Annotated in this window: 14 protein-coding genes and 1 riboswitch; of the genes, 9 read left to right on the top strand and 5 right to left on the bottom strand. The window is 71.9% G+C overall.

Annotated elements, in window-relative coordinates; translation table 11 throughout:
- The first annotated feature begins 121 nt into the window (after nt 1-121).
- Both dprE1 and dprE2 read left to right on the top strand, forming a co-directional pair.
- On the top strand, nt 122-1,504 hold the full coding sequence (gene dprE1 / locus ABFX81_RS16465) for a decaprenylphosphoryl-beta-D-ribose oxidase (RefSeq protein WP_346138252.1): 1,383 nt from the start codon (nt 122-124) through the stop codon (nt 1,502-1,504).
- A 46-nt stretch (nt 1,505-1,550) separates the two neighbouring features.
- Complete coding sequence (gene dprE2, locus ABFX81_RS16460) at nt 1,551-2,306, top strand: decaprenylphospho-beta-D-erythro-pentofuranosid-2-ulose 2-reductase (protein WP_086850417.1); 756 nt, start codon at nt 1,551-1,553, stop codon at nt 2,304-2,306.
- Nucleotides 2,307-2,318: 12 nt separating this feature from the next.
- Here the strand turns inward: dprE2 and ABFX81_RS16455 are convergent, their stop codons facing one another.
- Together ABFX81_RS16455 and trpS are read right to left on the bottom strand one after the other, a co-directional pair.
- Nucleotides 2,319-2,897: a 2'-5' RNA ligase family protein gene (locus tag ABFX81_RS16455; RefSeq protein WP_086850416.1), complete on the bottom strand. Its 579-nt coding sequence runs from the start codon at nt 2,895-2,897 to the stop codon at nt 2,319-2,321.
- Nucleotides 2,898-3,038: 141 nt separating this feature from the next.
- Entirely contained in the window at nt 3,039-4,052 is a 1,014-nt protein-coding gene (gene trpS / locus ABFX81_RS16450) for a tryptophan--tRNA ligase (RefSeq protein WP_086850419.1), read from the bottom strand.
- 131 nt (nt 4,053-4,183) lie between these two features.
- On the opposite strand from trpS, the gene ABFX81_RS16445 reads away from it, so the two are divergent.
- From ABFX81_RS16445 to ABFX81_RS16430, 4 genes are all read left to right on the top strand, one after another.
- Nucleotides 4,184-4,744, top strand: coding sequence for a sigma-70 family RNA polymerase sigma factor (locus ABFX81_RS16445; RefSeq protein WP_086850420.1), 561 nt, complete (start codon nt 4,184-4,186; stop codon nt 4,742-4,744).
- Nucleotides 4,737-5,657 (top strand): hypothetical protein, encoded by a 921-nt coding sequence (locus tag ABFX81_RS16440; protein ID WP_428837184.1) that lies wholly within the window; start codon nt 4,737-4,739, stop codon nt 5,655-5,657. The genes ABFX81_RS16445 and ABFX81_RS16440 overlap by 8 nt, the downstream gene beginning before the upstream one ends.
- A gap of 155 nt (nt 5,658-5,812) precedes the next feature.
- A complete protein-coding gene (locus tag ABFX81_RS16435) occupies nt 5,813-6,460 on the top strand; it encodes a hypothetical protein (RefSeq protein ID WP_346138251.1) in 648 nt (215 codons plus the stop codon).
- A 73-nt stretch (nt 6,461-6,533) separates the two neighbouring features.
- On the top strand, nt 6,534-7,304 hold the full coding sequence (locus tag ABFX81_RS16430) for a hypothetical protein (protein ID WP_346138249.1): 771 nt from the start codon (nt 6,534-6,536) through the stop codon (nt 7,302-7,304).
- A 12-nt stretch (nt 7,305-7,316) separates the two neighbouring features.
- On the opposite strand, the gene ABFX81_RS16425 is transcribed toward ABFX81_RS16430, so the two are convergent.
- The 3 genes from ABFX81_RS16425 to ABFX81_RS16415 form a co-directional block, all read right to left on the bottom strand.
- The gene (locus ABFX81_RS16425) at nt 7,317-8,765 is read right to left on the bottom strand and encodes a glycine hydroxymethyltransferase (protein WP_086850414.1); all 1,449 of its coding nucleotides are present in this window, start codon (nt 8,763-8,765) and stop codon (nt 7,317-7,319) included.
- A 33-nt stretch (nt 8,766-8,798) separates the two neighbouring features.
- Nucleotides 8,799-8,885: riboswitch (ZMP/ZTP riboswitch) on the bottom strand.
- 162 nt (nt 8,886-9,047) lie between these two features.
- The gene (locus ABFX81_RS16420) at nt 9,048-10,229 is read right to left on the bottom strand and encodes a glutathionylspermidine synthase family protein (protein WP_086850413.1); all 1,182 of its coding nucleotides are present in this window, start codon (nt 10,227-10,229) and stop codon (nt 9,048-9,050) included.
- A 16-nt stretch (nt 10,230-10,245) separates the two neighbouring features.
- Nucleotides 10,246-10,605, bottom strand: coding sequence for a hypothetical protein (locus ABFX81_RS16415; protein WP_086850412.1), 360 nt, complete (start codon nt 10,603-10,605; stop codon nt 10,246-10,248).
- Nucleotides 10,606-10,956: 351 nt separating this feature from the next.
- Between ABFX81_RS16415 and ABFX81_RS16410 the strand changes: the two genes are divergently transcribed.
- Genes ABFX81_RS16410 through ABFX81_RS16400 form a run of 3 tightly spaced genes read left to right on the top strand, consistent with a single transcriptional unit; the run spans nt 10,957 to nt 15,410 of the window.
- Nucleotides 10,957-11,535, top strand: coding sequence for an antibiotic biosynthesis monooxygenase (locus ABFX81_RS16410; RefSeq protein ID WP_346138371.1), 579 nt, complete (start codon nt 10,957-10,959; stop codon nt 11,533-11,535).
- Nucleotides 11,536-11,565: 30 nt separating this feature from the next.
- Entirely contained in the window at nt 11,566-13,893 is a 2,328-nt protein-coding gene (pabB, locus tag ABFX81_RS16405; RefSeq protein ID WP_346138248.1) for an aminodeoxychorismate synthase component I, read from the top strand.
- A complete protein-coding gene (locus ABFX81_RS16400; protein ID WP_086845344.1) occupies nt 13,890-15,410 on the top strand; it encodes an AMP-binding protein in 1,521 nt (506 codons plus the stop codon). The genes pabB and ABFX81_RS16400 overlap by 4 nt, the downstream gene beginning before the upstream one ends.
- Nucleotide 15,411: the final 1 nt, after the last annotated feature.

The following is a 15,411-nucleotide window of genomic DNA, read 5'->3' as shown; positions in this document are numbered from 1 at the left end:
TTCACGCCCACCTGGCCTGAACTCCGGCAATATTGAGCGACATCCCATTAATCACCCGTTTCGGGGAGGGATGCCATGTTCTCGAACTAATAGCCAACATAGGGGCGATACGGTCACGGACATGTCTGCCGACACCGATTCCGTCCCGGACGTCCTGGGCCTTGACCACACCACCGTCACCGGCTGGGGGCGCACCGCTCCCACCGTCGCCCGGGTGATCCGCCCGCAGACCTACGAGGAGGCCGTGGCGGCCGTCCGCGACTGCGGGGTCCGCGGCGGGATCCCCCGGGGCCTGGGACGGGCGTACGGGGACGCGGCGCAGAACGCGGGCGGGTCCGTGCTCGACATGACGGGCCTGGACCGCGTGCACGCGATCGACGCCGCCGGCGGCACCGTGCTGTGCGACGCGGGCGTCTCCCTGCACCGGCTGATGGAGGTGCTCCTGCCGCTCGGCTGGTTCGTGCCGGTCACCCCAGGCACCCGCTACGTCACCGTCGGCGGGGCGATCGGCGCCGACATCCACGGCAAGAACCACCACGTCTCGGGCTCCTTCTCGCGGCACGTGCCGGCCTTCGAACTGCTCACCGCCGACGGCGAGATCCGCACGGTGTTCCCCGGCACGCCCCTGTTCGACGCCACCGCGGGCGGCATGGGACTGACCGGTGTGGTCCTCACCGCGACGATCCGGCTCCAGCCGGTCGAGACCTCACTGATGTCGGTCGACACCGAACGTGCGACGGACCTCGACGATCTGATGGCCCGGCTGGCGGCGACCGACCACCGCTACCGCTACTCGGTCGCCTGGATCGACCTGCTGGCCCGGGGCACCGCCACCGGCCGCGCGGTCCTCACCCGCGGCGACCACGCGCCCCTGGACGCCCTCCCCGCCCGCCTGCGCCGGGACCCGCTGTCCTTCCGCACCTCACGCTTCCCCTCCGCCCCCGCGGTCCTCCCCGAGGGCCTGCTCACGCGCACGACCGTGGGCCTCTTCAACGAGCTCTGGTACCGCAAGGCCCCCCGCGCGCGGTCCGGCCAACTCCAGCGCATCTCCGCCTTCTTCCACCCCCTGGACGGTGTGCCCCACTGGAACCGCGTCTACGGCCGGGGCGGCTTCGTGCAGTACCAGTTCGTCGTCGGCCACGGCCAGGAGGACGCCCTGCGCCGCATCGTGCGCCGCATCTCCGAACGCCGCTGCCCGTCCTTCCTGGCCGTCCTCAAGCGCTTCGGGGCGTCCGACCCGGGCTGGCTGTCCTTCCCGGTGCCCGGCTGGACGCTGGCGCTGGACATCCCGGCGGGCCTGCCCGGCCTCGGCGCGTTCCTCGACGAACTCGACGAGGAGGTCGCCACCGCCGGCGGACGCGTCTACCTCGCCAAGGACGCCCGGCTGCGCCCGGAACTGCTCGCGGCCATGTACCCGCGGCTGGACGAGTTCCGGACCCTGCGCGCGGAACTGGATCCGCACGGGGTCTTCACGTCCGACCTGTCCCGCCGCCTCGGCCTCTAGGCGCAGGCACAGGCACAGGCACACCAGGCAACCTCTAGGAGCTGTCATGAAGGACGCCTTCGGTCTCCCCCAGTCCCTGCTCGTCCTCGGCGGGACGTCCGAGATCGCGCTGGCCACCGCCCGCCGGCTGATCGCCCGCCGCACCCGTACGGTCTGGCTGGCCGGCCGCCCGTCGCCCGCCCTGGAGGAGGCCGCCGGGCAGCTGCGCGGACTCGGGGCGGACGTGCACACCGTCGCCTTCGACGCGCTCGACCCCACCTCCCACGAGGCCGTGCTCGGCAAGGTCTTCGCCGAGGGCGACATCGACATGGTGCTGCTCGCCTTCGGCCTCCTCGGCGACCAGGCCCGCGACGAGCGGGAGCCGGAGGCGGCGGTGCGGGTCGCGCAGACCAACTACACCGGCGCGGTCTCGGCGGGCCTGGTGTGCGCCCGCGCGCTCCAGTCCCAGGGGCACGGCTCGCTGGTCGTCATGTCCTCCGTCGCCGGCGAGCGGGCGCGCCGCGCGAACTTCATCTACGGCTCCAGCAAGGCGGGCCTCGACGCCTTCGCGCAGGGCCTGGGCGACGCGCTGCACGGCACGGGCGTGCACGTCATGGTCGTACGCCCCGGCTTCGTCCGGACGCGGATGACCGCCGGCCTGCCCGAGGCGCCCCTCGCGACCACGCCAGAGGCGGTGGCGACGGCGGTCGAGGTGGGGCTGCGCCGCCGCTCGGAGACGGTGTGGGTGCCGGGCACGCTGCGCGTGGTGATGTCGGCGCTGCGGCACCTGCCGCGGGGGGTGTTCCGGCGCCTGCCGATCTGACCTACGGGCGGATCACCAGGTGGGGACCGAGCCGCGCTCCACATGCCCGGCCTGGGGCGGGACCACCGAGCCGCCGAAGGGGAACTCGCGGAGCTTGCGCCAGACACCGTCGGCGCCCTGCTCGTAGAGGGCGAAGCCGGTGCACGGCCACTCGGCCTCGTAGCCGGCGAGCTCCTCGAAGGCGCGGTCCATCGCGGCCTCGTCGATGCCGTGCGCCACCGTGACGTGCGGGTGGTACGGGAACTGAAGTTCGCGTACCACCGGCCCGGCGGGGTCGCGGACCTGCTCCTGGAGCCGGGTGCAGGCCTCCGCACCCGAGACGACCCGGACGAACACCACCGGCGACAGGGGCCGGAACGTCCCGGTGCCGGACAGCCGCATCGGGAACGGCCGGCCGGTCGCGGCGACCTCGGCCAGATGCGCCTCGACGGCCGGCAGGGCGGACTCGTCGATCTCCGTCGGCGGCAGCAGGGTGACGTGCGTGGGAATGCCGTGAGCCGCGGCGTCGCCGAAGCCCGCGCGCAGCTGCTGAAGCCGGCTGCCGTGAGGCTCCGGGACCGCGATCGAGACACCGATCGTTACGGTCCCCACGTCGTCTCCTGTCGTCAAGTTCACGGGTCGCTGATACGACCACCCGGTTATCGACTGTACGGCCACGACCCGGTTACAGGCAGGCGCAACCGAAGTGATGTACAGCGCTGTTCGGTGGTACGGCTGTGCGCGGGAGCGGGTTCAGTGCTTGGCGGGCAGGAAGCCGACCTTCTCGTACGCCTGCGCCAGGGTCTCCGCGGCCACGGCGCGGGCCTTCTCGGCGCCCTTGGCCAGGATCGAGTCGAGCGTCTCCGGGTCGTCCAGGTACTGCTGCGTGCGCTCGCGGAACGGCGTCACGAACTCGATCATGACCTCGGCGAGGTCCGTCTTGAGCGCGCCGTACATCTTGCCCGTGTACTTCTCCTCCAGTTCGCCGATGGTCTCGCCGGTGAGGGTCGAGTAGATCGTGAGGAGGTTGCTGATGCCCGGCTTGTCCTCGGCGTCGTAGCGGATCACCGTGTCCGTGTCGGTGACCGCGCTCTTGACCTTCTTCGCGGTGGCCTTCGGCTCGTCGAGGAGGTTGATGAGGCCCTTCGGCGTGGACGCCGACTTGCTCATCTTGATCGACGGGTCCTGGAGGTCGTAGATCTTCGCCGTCTCCCTGAGGATGTACGGCTTCGGGACGGTGAAGGTCTGGCCGAAACGGCCGTTGAACCGCTCGGCGAGGTCGCGGGTGAGCTCGACGTGCTGGCGCTGGTCCTCGCCGACCGGGACCTCGTGCGCCTGGTAGAGCAGGATGTCCGCGACCTGGAGGATCGGGTACGTGAACAGGCCGACCGAGGCGCGCTCGGCGCCCTGCTTGGCGGCCTTGTCCTTGAACTGGGTCATCCGGCCGGCCTCGCCGAAGCCGGTGAGGCAGTTCATGATCCAGGCGAGCTGCGCGTGCTCGGGCACGTGGCTCTGGACGAAGAGCGTGCAGCGGTCCGGGTCCAGACCCGCGGCCAGCAGCTGGGCGGCGGCCAGGCGGGTGTTGGCGCGCAGGTCCTTCGGGTCCTGCGGGATGGTGATCGCGTGCAGGTCGACGACCATGTAGAACGCGTCGTGGGTCTCCTGGAGGGCCACCCACTGGCGCACGGCGCCGAGGTAGTTGCCGAGGTGGAACGAGCCGGCGGTGGGCTGGATCCCGGAGAGCACGCGAGGTCGGTCAGAGGCCATGTCCACCATTCTCTCAGGTCTCGTGGGGCGATCCGGAACTGGTCCGAAACAGGTGGGAACCGATCCCTGTTCGGCGGTGTAACAAGAGTGTGAGAACGCGGGAGGGGGGCCGCATCGTCGATGAGGCCGCGGTGATCGCACGCGTACGCGCCGGCGAGCCGGAGGCGTACGCGGTGCTGGTGCGGACCCATACGGGAATCGCGCTCAGGGCGGCCGCCGCGCTCGGAGCGGGAGCGGACGCCGAGGACGTGGTGCAGCAGGCGTTCGTCAAGGCGTACTGCGCCCTGGGCAGGTTCCGGGACGGCATGGCGTTCAAGCCGTGGCTGCTGGCGATCGTGGCCAACGAGACGAGGAACACAGTGCGGAGGGCAGCGCGCCAGCGCACGCTCGCCGACCGGGAGGCGGCGCTTGTGAAGGCCGAGCCGCTCATACCGGAGTCGGCGGACCCCGCGGTGGCGACACTGGAGGCGGAGCGCCGCGCGGCGTTACTGGCCGCTCTGGAGAAACTGAGCGAGGAGCACCGACTGGTCGTCACCTACCGGTACCTGCTGGAGATGGACGAGCCGGAGACGGCTCAGGCCCTTGGCTGGCCGCGCGGGACGGTGAAGTCGCGTCTGAACCGGGCCCTGCGCAAGCTGGCCAGGTTGCTGCCGGACTTCCAGCCTCGGGAGGGGGGTGAGGAGCGTGAGTGACGGACGGGGTGCGCACGACGGCGGCGCCGGGCGGTACGACGCCGCCGACAACGCGCCGCGCCGACGCGCGGAAGCCGCCCGGCTGCGGGAGGAGCTGCGGGCGCTGGGGAGGTCGCTCGACACGCCGGGCGGCGCCGGTCCGGAGTCGATGGCGGAGCGGGTGCTGGCGCAGCTACTGGCCGAGCAGGCGCCGGTGCCGGTGGCCGAGCCGCCCAGGGTCCTGGAGCGTCTGCGGTCGGTCCGGCGTTGGGCGCGAGCGCGGTGGCGATCACTGACCGCGGCGCTGTGCGGGCTGCTGACGGTACTCGCGCTCACGCCCCCCGTGCGGGCCGCGGTGGCCGACTGGTTCGACTTCGGCGGGGTCGAGGTGAGGTACGACCCGTCCGCGGTGCCCGCTCCCAGCGCCGAGGTGCCCGGCTGCGGACAGCCGGTCTCCCTCGCGCAGGCCGAGCAGCGGGCGGGGTTCGCGCCACTGGTGCCGGAGGGTCTCGGGACGCCGGACGCGGTGACCGTGAGCAGCCAGCCGCATGGACGGTCGCTGATCAGCCTGTGCTGGAGTGAGCAGGGGCGCACGATACGGCTGGACGAGTACCGGGCGCGCCTGGACGCCGGCTTCGTCAAGAGCGTGCGCGAGCAGCCGGCGTGGGTGACGCTGCGGGGCGGGCCCGAGAACGGCGATGCGACGGACTCGGCCCTGTGGTTCCCGCGGCCGCATCTGCTGAACTTCTGGCTGGTCGAGGCCGACGGTGACCGCTACACGCGTGAGGAGCGGACGGCCGGGCCGACCCTGCTGTGGACCTCCCCGGGCGTTGACGGCGTCGTCACGCTGCGGCTGGAGGGCGTCGCGTCGAAGGCCCGGGCGGTGGAGATCGCCAGGTCGGCCACGGCTCCGCGCGGCGAGTCCCCGGGATAGCACGCGGGGTGGGAACCCCGGCGGGCCGAGCGGTGTACCAGAAGTGACCGGCGGCTCTCGGAGCCGCGCAGATCGGCTGGCTGGGGGCTCGGATGCGTCAATGGAGGGGCAGTGTTCGTGGACTGATCGCAGGGGCGGGAGCGCTGGCGGCGTCGATGATCCTTCTCGTGTGGGGTGCGCCGCCCGCCTCGGCCGGGGGCCCGACCAGCGTCCTGGTGGTCTCGCCGGCGAGCGCGGAGACGGCTTCCCTGTACTACGACGACAGGGAGTACAAGCAGTTGGAGCGGCTCCTCGGCAACCCGGTGGCGGGCACCCGCGGCAAGCCTCCGGAGGCCGACCTGACCCGGCGCGTCACCGTCACATGGATGGTGCACGACATCTCGCCGTGGCGCCTGGACCAGATCTTCTCCGCGGACGAGGGCGGGGAGATGTGGATACACACAGCGGCGAACCTGCCCCGGTCGGTGAACGGCTCCTGGCACCGTGCCGAGCGCCCCGACGAGCTGAGCGCCCTGCTGAAGGAGCTGGGCGTGCTGGGCAGGGCATCCGACGACACGGGGTTTACCGACGTCATGTCGGCGCCCTGGGCGACGGAGAAGGCCGGGGCCACGGCTCCGGAGCCGGCGGCCACGGTTCGGGCGCAGGCGCCGACGGTGGACGACGGCACGGACTGGTGGTGGGTACTGCCCGGCGCGACCGGCGGAGCGGTGCTTGCACTGGTGTTCCGGTCATTCGCCGCACGGACACCGTTCCTCCGCCGGGACCGGGCCGGGGAGCCGAAGCGGGAGCTGCTCGATGCGTGAGGCCGGAGGCCCGGCGAAGGGGGTCGGGTGCGGTGCGAAGGGGGGACGGACGGTGTTTCACGGAGGTGAGGGTGTGCCGGCACGGCTGCGGCTGCGCTGGAGGGAGCGGCTCGCAGTGGTGCTGGTCGCCGTGGTCGCCCCGCTCGGATTTCCGGTGGCCGGCGCGGCCGCGCAGCCTGCGGGCCGGGACACGCCCGACATCGCCTTGGTCGTCAACAGGGAGGGAGGGACGACGGCCATGCGCTCCGGCGAGAACCGATTCGCCCGGCTGTGGCAGTTGCTGCAACCGACGTACACCGGGACGGAACGAGTGTCGGGCGCCTGGGTCAAGGGTGGGTATCCGTCCGTGCGGATCACCGTGGTGTGGGGGCTTGCGGGGACTGGCAGCCGACCGCAGACGGGCGGACAGGCGGGCGGCGGGATGGTCCTGCAGCGGCATGACCAGCTGTTCCTCGCCGAGGACGGCACGCCGTGGGTGCGTTCCGATCTCGCGCCGGACGTGGCGGACGAGAACATCCGCTGGCATCGGGCGCCGCGCACGATCTACACACAGATGGACAGAGCTGGACTGCTCGGTGAGCCGGTGAATCGGGTCGCCGAAGTCCTCCCCGCGCCCGGCGGGTCTACCGGTGGCCTGTCCGCCGCGGAGGGGTCCGGCCCGGTGCAGGGCGGCGTCTGGTGGGCGGCCGGGGGCCTGATCCTGGGGCTCGGCGGCAGTCATGCGATACGCCGCGCGGCGGCCCGGCGCGAAGCCGGACCGCCGCCACGTGAGGAGCCACTGGCTGAGCTGATCGATCTGGGAGCCCTGACACCGGTGAGCGCGTCGAGGACCCGCTCGCGGTGAGCCCCGCGGATCTCAGCCCAGGTCGATCTCGGGGTAGAGCGGGAAGCCCGCCACCAGGTCCGTCGCCCTGTGGCTGATCTCGTCGGCGATCTTCGCGTCGAGGACGTGGGCCGCCTTGGAGGGGGCGCCCGACTTGGTGGTGCCCGGCTCCGTGGTGGTGAGGACACGGTCGATCAGGGCCGCGACCTCGTCCATTTCCGCCGTGCCGAGGCCGCGGGTGGTCAGGGCCGGGGTACCGATGCGGATGCCGGAGGTGTACCAGGCGCCGTTCGGGTCGGCGGGGATCGCGTTGCGGTTGGTGACGATGCCCGAGTCGAGCAGGGCGGCCTCGGCCTGGCGGCCTGTGAGGCCGTAGGAGGAGGCGACGTCGATCAGGTTCAGGTGGTTGTCCGTGCCGCCGGTCACGAGGGTCGCGCCGCGTCGCATCAGGCCATCGGCGAGGGCGCGGGAGTTGTCGACGATGCGCTGGGCGTAGTCGCGGAAGGACTCCTGGCGGGCCTCCGCGAGGGCGACGGCCTTGGCGGCCATGACGTGCGGGAGCGGGCCGCCGAGGACCATCGGGCAGCCGCGGTCGACCTGGTCCTTGAGCGAGTCGTCGCACAGGACCATGCCGCCGCGGGGGCCGCGCAGCGACTTGTGGGTGGTCGTCGTCACGATCTGGGCGTGCGGGACCGGGTCGAAGTCGCCGGTCAGGACCTTGCCCGCGACCAGGCCGGCGAAGTGCGCCATGTCCACCATGAGCGTGGCACCGACCTCGTCGGCGATCTCGCGCATGATCCGGAAGTTCACCAGGCGGGGGTAGGCCGAGTAGCCCGCGACGATGATCAGCGGCTTGAACTCGCGGGCGGAGGTGCGCAGGGCCTCGTAGTCGATGAGGCCGGTGGCCGGGTCCGTGCCGTAGGAACGCTGGTCGAACATCTTGCCGGAGATGTTCGGGCGGAAGCCGTGGGTGAGGTGGCCGCCGGCGTCCAGGGACATGCCGAGCATGCGCTGGTTGCCGAAGGCGCGGCGCAGCTCCGCCCAGTCGGCCTCGGAGAGGTCGTTGACCTGGCGGGCGCCGGCCTTCTCCAGGGCCGGGACCTCGACGCGCTGGGCGAGGACCGACCAGAAGGCGACGAGGTTGGCGTCGATGCCGGAGTGCGGCTGGACGTAGGCGTGGCGGGCGCCGAAGAGTGCCTTGGCGTGCTCGGCGGCGAGGGACTCGACGGTGTCGACGTTGCGGCAGCCGGCGTAGAAGCGGCGGCCGATGGTGCCCTCGGCGTACTTGTCGCTGAACCAGTTGCCCATCGCCAGCAGCGTGGCCGGGGAGGCGTAGTTCTCCGAGGCGATCAGCTTGAGCATCTCGCGCTGGTCGGCGACTTCCTGGCCGATGGCGTCGGCTACGCGTGGCTCTACGGCGCGGATGACGTCGAGGGCGGCGCGGTAGGCGGTGGAAGCGGTGGAGAGGGGCTCGGCTGGCATGAATGGACCTCCGGACGTTGCGTTCAGCGTTCACGGTACGGCCCAGGCGCACGGCTCTCTCTGCTCGGGCCGCTCCCCGATGGTTCGTCCCATCCCAGCGCGCCAGTCACGGCCCGTGGATCAGAGTACCGGGTGAGGGGGCGGAGGGGCGTCTGCCGGGTTGCTCTTCGTTGCCGGGTGCGGGTGCTTTGTGGTTGATCGCGCCCACGCGGCGGAGCCGCATATGTCATAGCCCCGCGTCCTTGAGGGACGTGCACCCGGCCCCCGGCCCCCGGCCCCCGGCTAAAGGATCACGTGGGGCAGGAAGCGGGCGTACTCGTCCGTGATCAGGCCCGAGCTCTCCCGGATGCCCAGGCCCGCTGACTCGTTCTCCACCACCCACGCGCCCAGGACCACACGGTTGCCGTCGAAGTCGGGCAGCGGTGCCAGTTGCTGGTAGCAGCAGGGCTCGTCGCGGAGGACGGGGTCGGATCCGGGCTCGTGGATCGTGACTCCCGCGCCCTCCCGGCCCAGGAGGGGCTTGGCCACCCATCCCTCGGGGGACAGGTCGCGGGGGCCGTCCAGGTAGGCCGGGAGGAGATTGGGGTGACCGGGGTACAGCTCCCAGAGGATGGCCAGGAGCGCCTTGTTGCTGAGGAGCATTTTCCAGGCCGGCTCGATCCAGAGGGTGGAGCCGGTGCCGCCGCCGTTGTCGAGGGTGTCCAGGACGTGGTCGGCGAAGCGGTCGGTGGTGAGCCACTCCCAGGGGTAGAGCTTGAAGATGCTGCGGATGAAGCGGAGGCGGTTGTCGACGAAGCGTCCGGAGAGGCGGTCCCAGCCGATCTCCTCCATGGCGATCCAGTCGGTTTCCATGCCCGCCTGCTCGGCTGTCTCCTTGAGGTAGGCGACCGTCATCATGTCCTCGCCGAGTTCGTCGGCGGAGGAGTACGCGAAGTAGAGCGGGCTGCCCGGCGGGAGGAGGGCCGCCTGTTTCCGCCAGGCGTCGATCAGGCGTTCGTGGAGGGAGTTCCACTGGTCGGCGCCGGGGAACCGGTCCTCCATCCAGAACCACTGGGGGGACGCGGCCTCCACCAGTGAGGTGGGGGTGTCGGCGTTGTACTCCAGGAGTCTGGCCGGGCCGGTGCCGTCGTAGCGGAGGTCGAAACGGCCGTAGACGGAGGGGAGTTCGGCGCGGCGATGCCAGGACTCGGCGACCGTGCGGGCCACGCGAGGGTCGGTGATGCCCAGGTCCGCGAAGCGGTCCTCGGCGACGATGTGGCCGGCCGCCGCCAGGCACATGCGGTGGAGTTCCTCGACGACCTCTTCCAGGGCCTCGACCTCCGGAAGAGTGAAGACGTAGTAGGCGCTTTCGTCCCAGTAGGGGCGCAGGGAGTCGTCGGGGTAGCGGGTCAGGGGGTAGATCAGGCCCTGTTCCTCGACGGTCTGCTGCCAGCCGGGGCGCGGGGTGATGGTGTGGCGTTCCATGTGCGTACGACCCCGGTCAGCCGCCGCCGCTGCCGGAGCCCGAGCAGCCGAAGCCACCCCGGTCGACGGCCTCGCTGCGGCTGAAGGTGCCGTTGTCGGCGTAGCGGCCGCTGACGTCGGCGTCGTAGTACCAGTCGGCGTCCGTGGTGGTCGTCTTGCCGGTCTTCTTGCGGCCCTTGCCGTAGGAGGAGGACGAGGAGCCGGACTTGCAGTTCTTGTCGGCGACGATCTTGTAGCCGTTGAGGTAGTCGTAGCTGTCCCGGTCCACGCAGCGGCGGTCCGGGTCGGAACCGCACGCGGACAGGGCCGCCGCGAGGACCCCCATGCCGCCCAGCACCACCGTGCTCGAACGCAGTCGTCGCCGTGTTTCAGCCATGCGCGTGTCTCCCCGTGTCCCCGTCGTGTACTACGTATGCCTGTCATGTACTGCTGAGCGGTCAGCCTAGAGACCGGTGGGAGCGGGCGCGCATCACCCCCCCGGCTCACGCCCCCGCCCCTACTGTCCTTTTGTGATCCTTGGAATGGTCTGCGCCCTTGGTGCGGCGGTCTGCTTCGGTACGGCGACGGCTCGGGGACCGTACGCGGCCGGGGCTGGGGTGGCCGGCGGTCCTCGGGTTCGTGGTGGCGGTGGGGTGTTTCCCATCTGCAAAAGCTTCACGTTCCGGACGACCGGAAAATTGTTTGTTGAATCTTGAACGCGGGTGAACCGCTTTCCGTATGGGACGGCGTGACCAGTAATCCCGTCACGGTCACCGTGGCCTATCACGTGATGCCGGGCCGGGCGGCCGACTTCCACTCCTGGGGGTGGGTCATGCTGGGCGCGACCGCGCGGCAACCGGGGTTTCTGGGGGGTGGGGTACTTGTCGACGGAGGGGCGGAGTGGCATGTCGTCTATCGCTTCGCCAGCGAGGGTGCGGCCCTGGCCTGGAAGAAATCGCCCTCCCGGGCACAGTGGGACGCCCGGCTGGAGGGGCTCGCCCAGGAGGCGGAGAGCAGACGGGTGCCGGGTGCCCGGGCCTGGTTCGAGGCGCAGACTCTGACACCCGCGCCGCCTGCTCCGCCGTCGAAATGGAAACTGTGGTTCGTGAATATGAGCGCGGTTTTTCCGCCGGTGCTCCTGTTCAATCCGACGGTGCTTCCCTATCTCGGTGACCTCAATGCACTGTTCCGCACGCTGTTGTTATGTCTGTGCGTGACGGCCCTGGTCACCTGGATTCTCATGCCGCGACTCCAGCGTTTCTTCAGGAAATGGCTGTACCCGTCGCTCCAGGCGCTCCGCGGACGGCACAAACGCCGGGCCACGTAGGCCCGCGAACGAACAGAGGGAGGTGGGCGGGTGAAGACCCTGCTCATCGACAATTACGACTCGTACACGTACAACCTGTTCCAGCTGATCGCCGAGGTCAACGGCGAGGAGCCGGTGGTCGTCCGCAACGACGCCACCGTCGACGGGGTCCCGGATCTCCGGGAGTTCGACAACCTGGTGGTGTCCCCGGGTCCAGGGCACCCGGCGGACGCGCGTGACTTCGGCATCGCGGCCAGGCTGGTCGCGACCTCCCCGCTTCCCGTGCTCGGCGTGTGTCTCGGCCATCAGGGCATCGCGCTCGGGGAGCACGGGGTGGTGGGGCCCGCTCCGGAGCCGCGGCACGGGCACCTGTCCACGATCCGGCATGACGAACGCGACCTGTTCCAGGGCCTGCCGCAGCACTTCACCGCCGTCCGCTACCACTCGCTGTCCGTGCGCGAGCCGCTGCCGGAGATGCTGGAGGCCACGGCCTGGGCGGAGGACGGCGTCCTGATGGGCCTGCGGCACCGCACCCGGCCGCTGTGGGGCGTGCAGTTCCACCCGGAGTCCGTCCTCACGGAGTTCGGCCATCGCATGCTCGTGAACTTCCGCAACCTGACCGCGAAACGGGCCGGCAAGCTGCGCACGAAGAACACTGCGGTGCCGTCGCACGAGTCGTCGGCCCGGCGCCGCGTGGTGGTACCGGAGTGCGAGGCGGGGGTGTCGCGGCGGCCCGCGGCGGATTCGGCGGGCTGGGTACCGGCAGGGGCCCTCGTCACGACCGATCCCCGGTCCCGGGCCGTGCCCGACGACGCCCTGGTTCCCTCTGTGCCGGCCGCCCCGCCCGCCGCCACCATCCCCCGCCCCCGTCGCCCCCAGCGCGTCGGGTACCGGCTGCACAGTCGGCGGATCGCTGGTGCGGTGGATGCCGAGGCGGCGTTCGCGCGGATGTACGCGGGGTCTTCGCGGGCATTCTGGCTGGACAGTTCGCTGGTGGAGCCGGGGCGGTCGCGGTTCTCGTTCTTCGGGGACGACAGCGGGCCGCTGGCCGAGTTCGTGCGGTACGACGTCGGCAGCGGGCGCTGTGAGATCGAGCGGGCGGGGCGGCCGGCGCGGAAGGTCGCGGCCAGTGTGTTCGACTACCTCAAGCGGCAGTTGACCAGCCGACGGGTGGACGCGACCGGGTTGCCGTTCGACTTCACCGGGGGCTACGTCGGCTACTTCGGCTACGAGGTGAAGGCGGACTGCGGGTCGCCCAACCGCCACCGCTCCCCGGCCCCGGACGCCGCCTGGCTGTTCGCCGACCGGGTGATCGCGGTGGACCACCAGGAGGGCTTCACGTACGCCGTCTGCCTGGCGGAGGACACCCCGCAGGCCGCCCGGGAGGCCGCCGACTGGCTGGAGAGCGCACTGGCCGACCTCACGTGCGTGGCGACGGAGCGGCCGCCCCTGCCCGTGCCGGCGGGTCCGGCGGACCCCGGCGCCGCAGAACCGTGGCTGGTGCGCGACCGGGCGACGTACCTCGCGGACATCGAGGCGTGCAAGCGGGAGTTGCGGGCGGGCACCAGTTACGAGGTCTGCCTGACCAACGCCGCCCGGCTGCCCGCACCGCACGACGCGTTCGAGTTCTACCGGACGCTGCGCCGCGACGACCCGGCGCCGTACGCGGCGTTCCTGAGGCTCGGCGCGCTGGAGGTGGCCGGGTCCTCGCCCGAGCGGTTCCTGCGGATCGGGCGGGACGGCACCGCCGAGGCCAGGCCCATCAAGGGGACCGCGCCGAGAGGCGACGGGCCCGAGGAGGACGCCCGGCTGCGGGACGCGCTGGCGTCGGACGCCAAGACCAGGGCCGAGAACCTGATGATCGTCGACCTGATCCGCAACGACCTGGGGCAGGTCTGCCGGACTGGATCGGTGCGGGTCTCCAAGCTCATGGCCACGGAGACGTACGCCACCGTGCACCAGCTCGTCTCGACCGTTCAGGGCAGGCTGCGGGCGGACACGGACGCGGTGGACTGTGTCCGGGCCTGTTTTCCCGGCGGCTCGATGACCGGCGCACCGAAGCTGCGCGCGCTGGAGATCATCGACTCGCTGGAGTCCGAGGCCCGGGGCGTGTACTCCGGCGCCCTCGGCTACTTCGGGTGCGGCGGCGGCGCGGATCTCAGCATCGTCATCCGTACCGCCGTCCTCGCCGACGGCCAGATGCATCTGGGCGCGGGCGGAGCGATCGTCCTCGGCTCCGATCCGGACGCGGAGTACGAGGAGATGCTGCTGAAGACCGCGGCCCCGATGCGGGCCCTGCACCAGCACACGGCCGACCGGATCCGGCGGCAGGCCCCGCCGGGAGACCGGGCCGGGGCCGCCGGGGAGGCGCGGCGATGACCAGTCCGCAGGCCGTGCTGCACCCCGCCGAGGCCGAGGCGCCCGGGAACCTCTCGGCCCAGCTCGCGGAGCTCGCCGAGCGGCGTGGGTGGGGCGGGCGGATCGCCTTCCACCAGGGGCACCGGGCCTGGACCCACGGCGAGGTGCACGACCTCGCGGCCCGGGCCGCCACCGTGCTCGCCGGGCAGGGGGTACGCCCCGGGGACCGTGTGCTGCTGGCCCTGCCCGACTGCCCCGCCTGGGTGACGGCCTTCCTCGCCACCGCCCGTCTCGGCGCCGTCGCGGTTCCGGTCAACCCCGAACTCCCGGCGGCCGACCACGCGTTCCTGGCCGAGGACACCGGGCCCGTGCTCTGTGTGACGGGGCCGGGCCTGGAGGGGCGGTTCGCCGGACGGGCCCGTCTGGGTGCCGACCAGCTGATGGCGCTCGCCCCCGCCGCCGAGCCCGCGCCCGCCCACCAGGTCGACGCGCACACCCCGCTCTACGTCCAGTACACCTCCGGCGCCACGGGCCGCCCCAAGGGGGTCGTGCACACGCACGGCGATCCGCGGACGTACCACGACCTCGTCGGCCGGCGGGTGCTGCGGATCACCCCGGAGGACGTCACCCTGTCGGTGTCGAAGCTGTTCTTCGCCTACGGCTTCGGCAACGCCTTCGTCTTCCCGCTCTTCTCCGGCTCGTCCGCGGTGCTGGTCGACCGGCCCACCTCGGCGACCATCGACGAGCTCGTCGCCCGGCACCGGGTGACGCTGCTGTACTCCGTGCCGTCCGCGTACGCCGCGCTGGTGGCCGAGCGGGGCCACGGGCACGAGGGCCGCTTCGCCTCGGTGCGGGCCGCGGTGTCGGCCGGCGAGGGGCTGCCGGAGGGGCTCGCCCGGCAGGTGACCGCGTTGTTCGGCGCGCCCGTGCTGGAACAGATCGGCTCGACGGAGGCCGGTCACGCGTTCTGCGCCAACGGTTTCGCCCACAACCACCCGGGGACGGTCGGCCGTCCCGTGCCCGGCTTCGAGGTGGAGCTGCGGGACCGCGACGGCCACCCGGTGCCGGACGGCGAGGCGGGCGAGATGTGGGTGCGCGGGCCGACGGTGACGCCCGGCTATCTGAACCGGCCCGAGGAGACCGCCCAGGCCCTGGTCGGCGGCTGGCTGGCCACCCGCGACCGGGCGTGCCGCGAACCGGACGGCTCCTACCGGCATCTGGGCCGGGCCGACGACATGGAGATGGTCGGCGGCATCACCGTCTCCCCGCTGGAGGTGGAGGCCGTGCTGCGCGGCCATCCGGCGGTGCGGGAGGTGGTGGTCGCGGCCGTGCCCGACGGGCGGGGCGCGAGCCGGCTGCGGGCCTTCGTGGTCCCCGCGTCGCCGGTGCGGGACGGCCTGGCGGACGAGCTCGTCGGCCTGGCGCGGGAGAGCCTCGCCGCGTTCGAGGTTCCCCGCAGCGTCAGCTTCGTCCCGTCGCTGCCGCGCACGGCGACCGGGAAGCTCCGCCGCCATCTGGTCCGCCGGGGCGCCTGGTGAA

Origin of the sequence: Streptomyces coeruleofuscus (assembly GCF_039532725.1) — a bacterium.
In the GTDB taxonomy this organism is placed as follows: Bacteria; Actinomycetota; Actinomycetes; order Streptomycetales; family Streptomycetaceae; genus Streptomyces; species Streptomyces coeruleofuscus.
The sequence above is the reverse complement of the archived record's forward strand: the minus strand, read 5'-3'. Positions and strand labels throughout refer to the sequence as shown.

Coding starts and splice junctions, on each gene's coding strand:
- trpS (WP_086850419.1), bottom strand. CDS start 4,052: ATGGCCTCTGACCGACCTCGCGTGCTCTCCGGGATCCAGCCCACCGCC.
- ABFX81_RS16435 (WP_346138251.1), top strand. CDS start 5,813: ATGATCCTTCTCGTGTGGGGTGCGCCGCCCGCCTCGGCCGGGGGCCCG.
- ABFX81_RS16425 (WP_086850414.1), bottom strand. CDS start 8,765: ATGCCAGCCGAGCCCCTCTCCACCGCTTCCACCGCCTACCGCGCCGCC.
- ABFX81_RS16420 (WP_086850413.1), bottom strand. CDS start 10,229: ATGGAACGCCACACCATCACCCCGCGCCCCGGCTGGCAGCAGACCGTC.
- dprE1 (WP_346138252.1), top strand. CDS start 122: ATGTCTGCCGACACCGATTCCGTCCCGGACGTCCTGGGCCTTGACCAC.
- dprE2 (WP_086850417.1), top strand. CDS start 1,551: ATGAAGGACGCCTTCGGTCTCCCCCAGTCCCTGCTCGTCCTCGGCGGG.
- ABFX81_RS16415 (WP_086850412.1), bottom strand. CDS start 10,605: ATGGCTGAAACACGGCGACGACTGCGTTCGAGCACGGTGGTGCTGGGC.
- ABFX81_RS16400 (WP_086845344.1), top strand. CDS start 13,890: ATGACCAGTCCGCAGGCCGTGCTGCACCCCGCCGAGGCCGAGGCGCCC.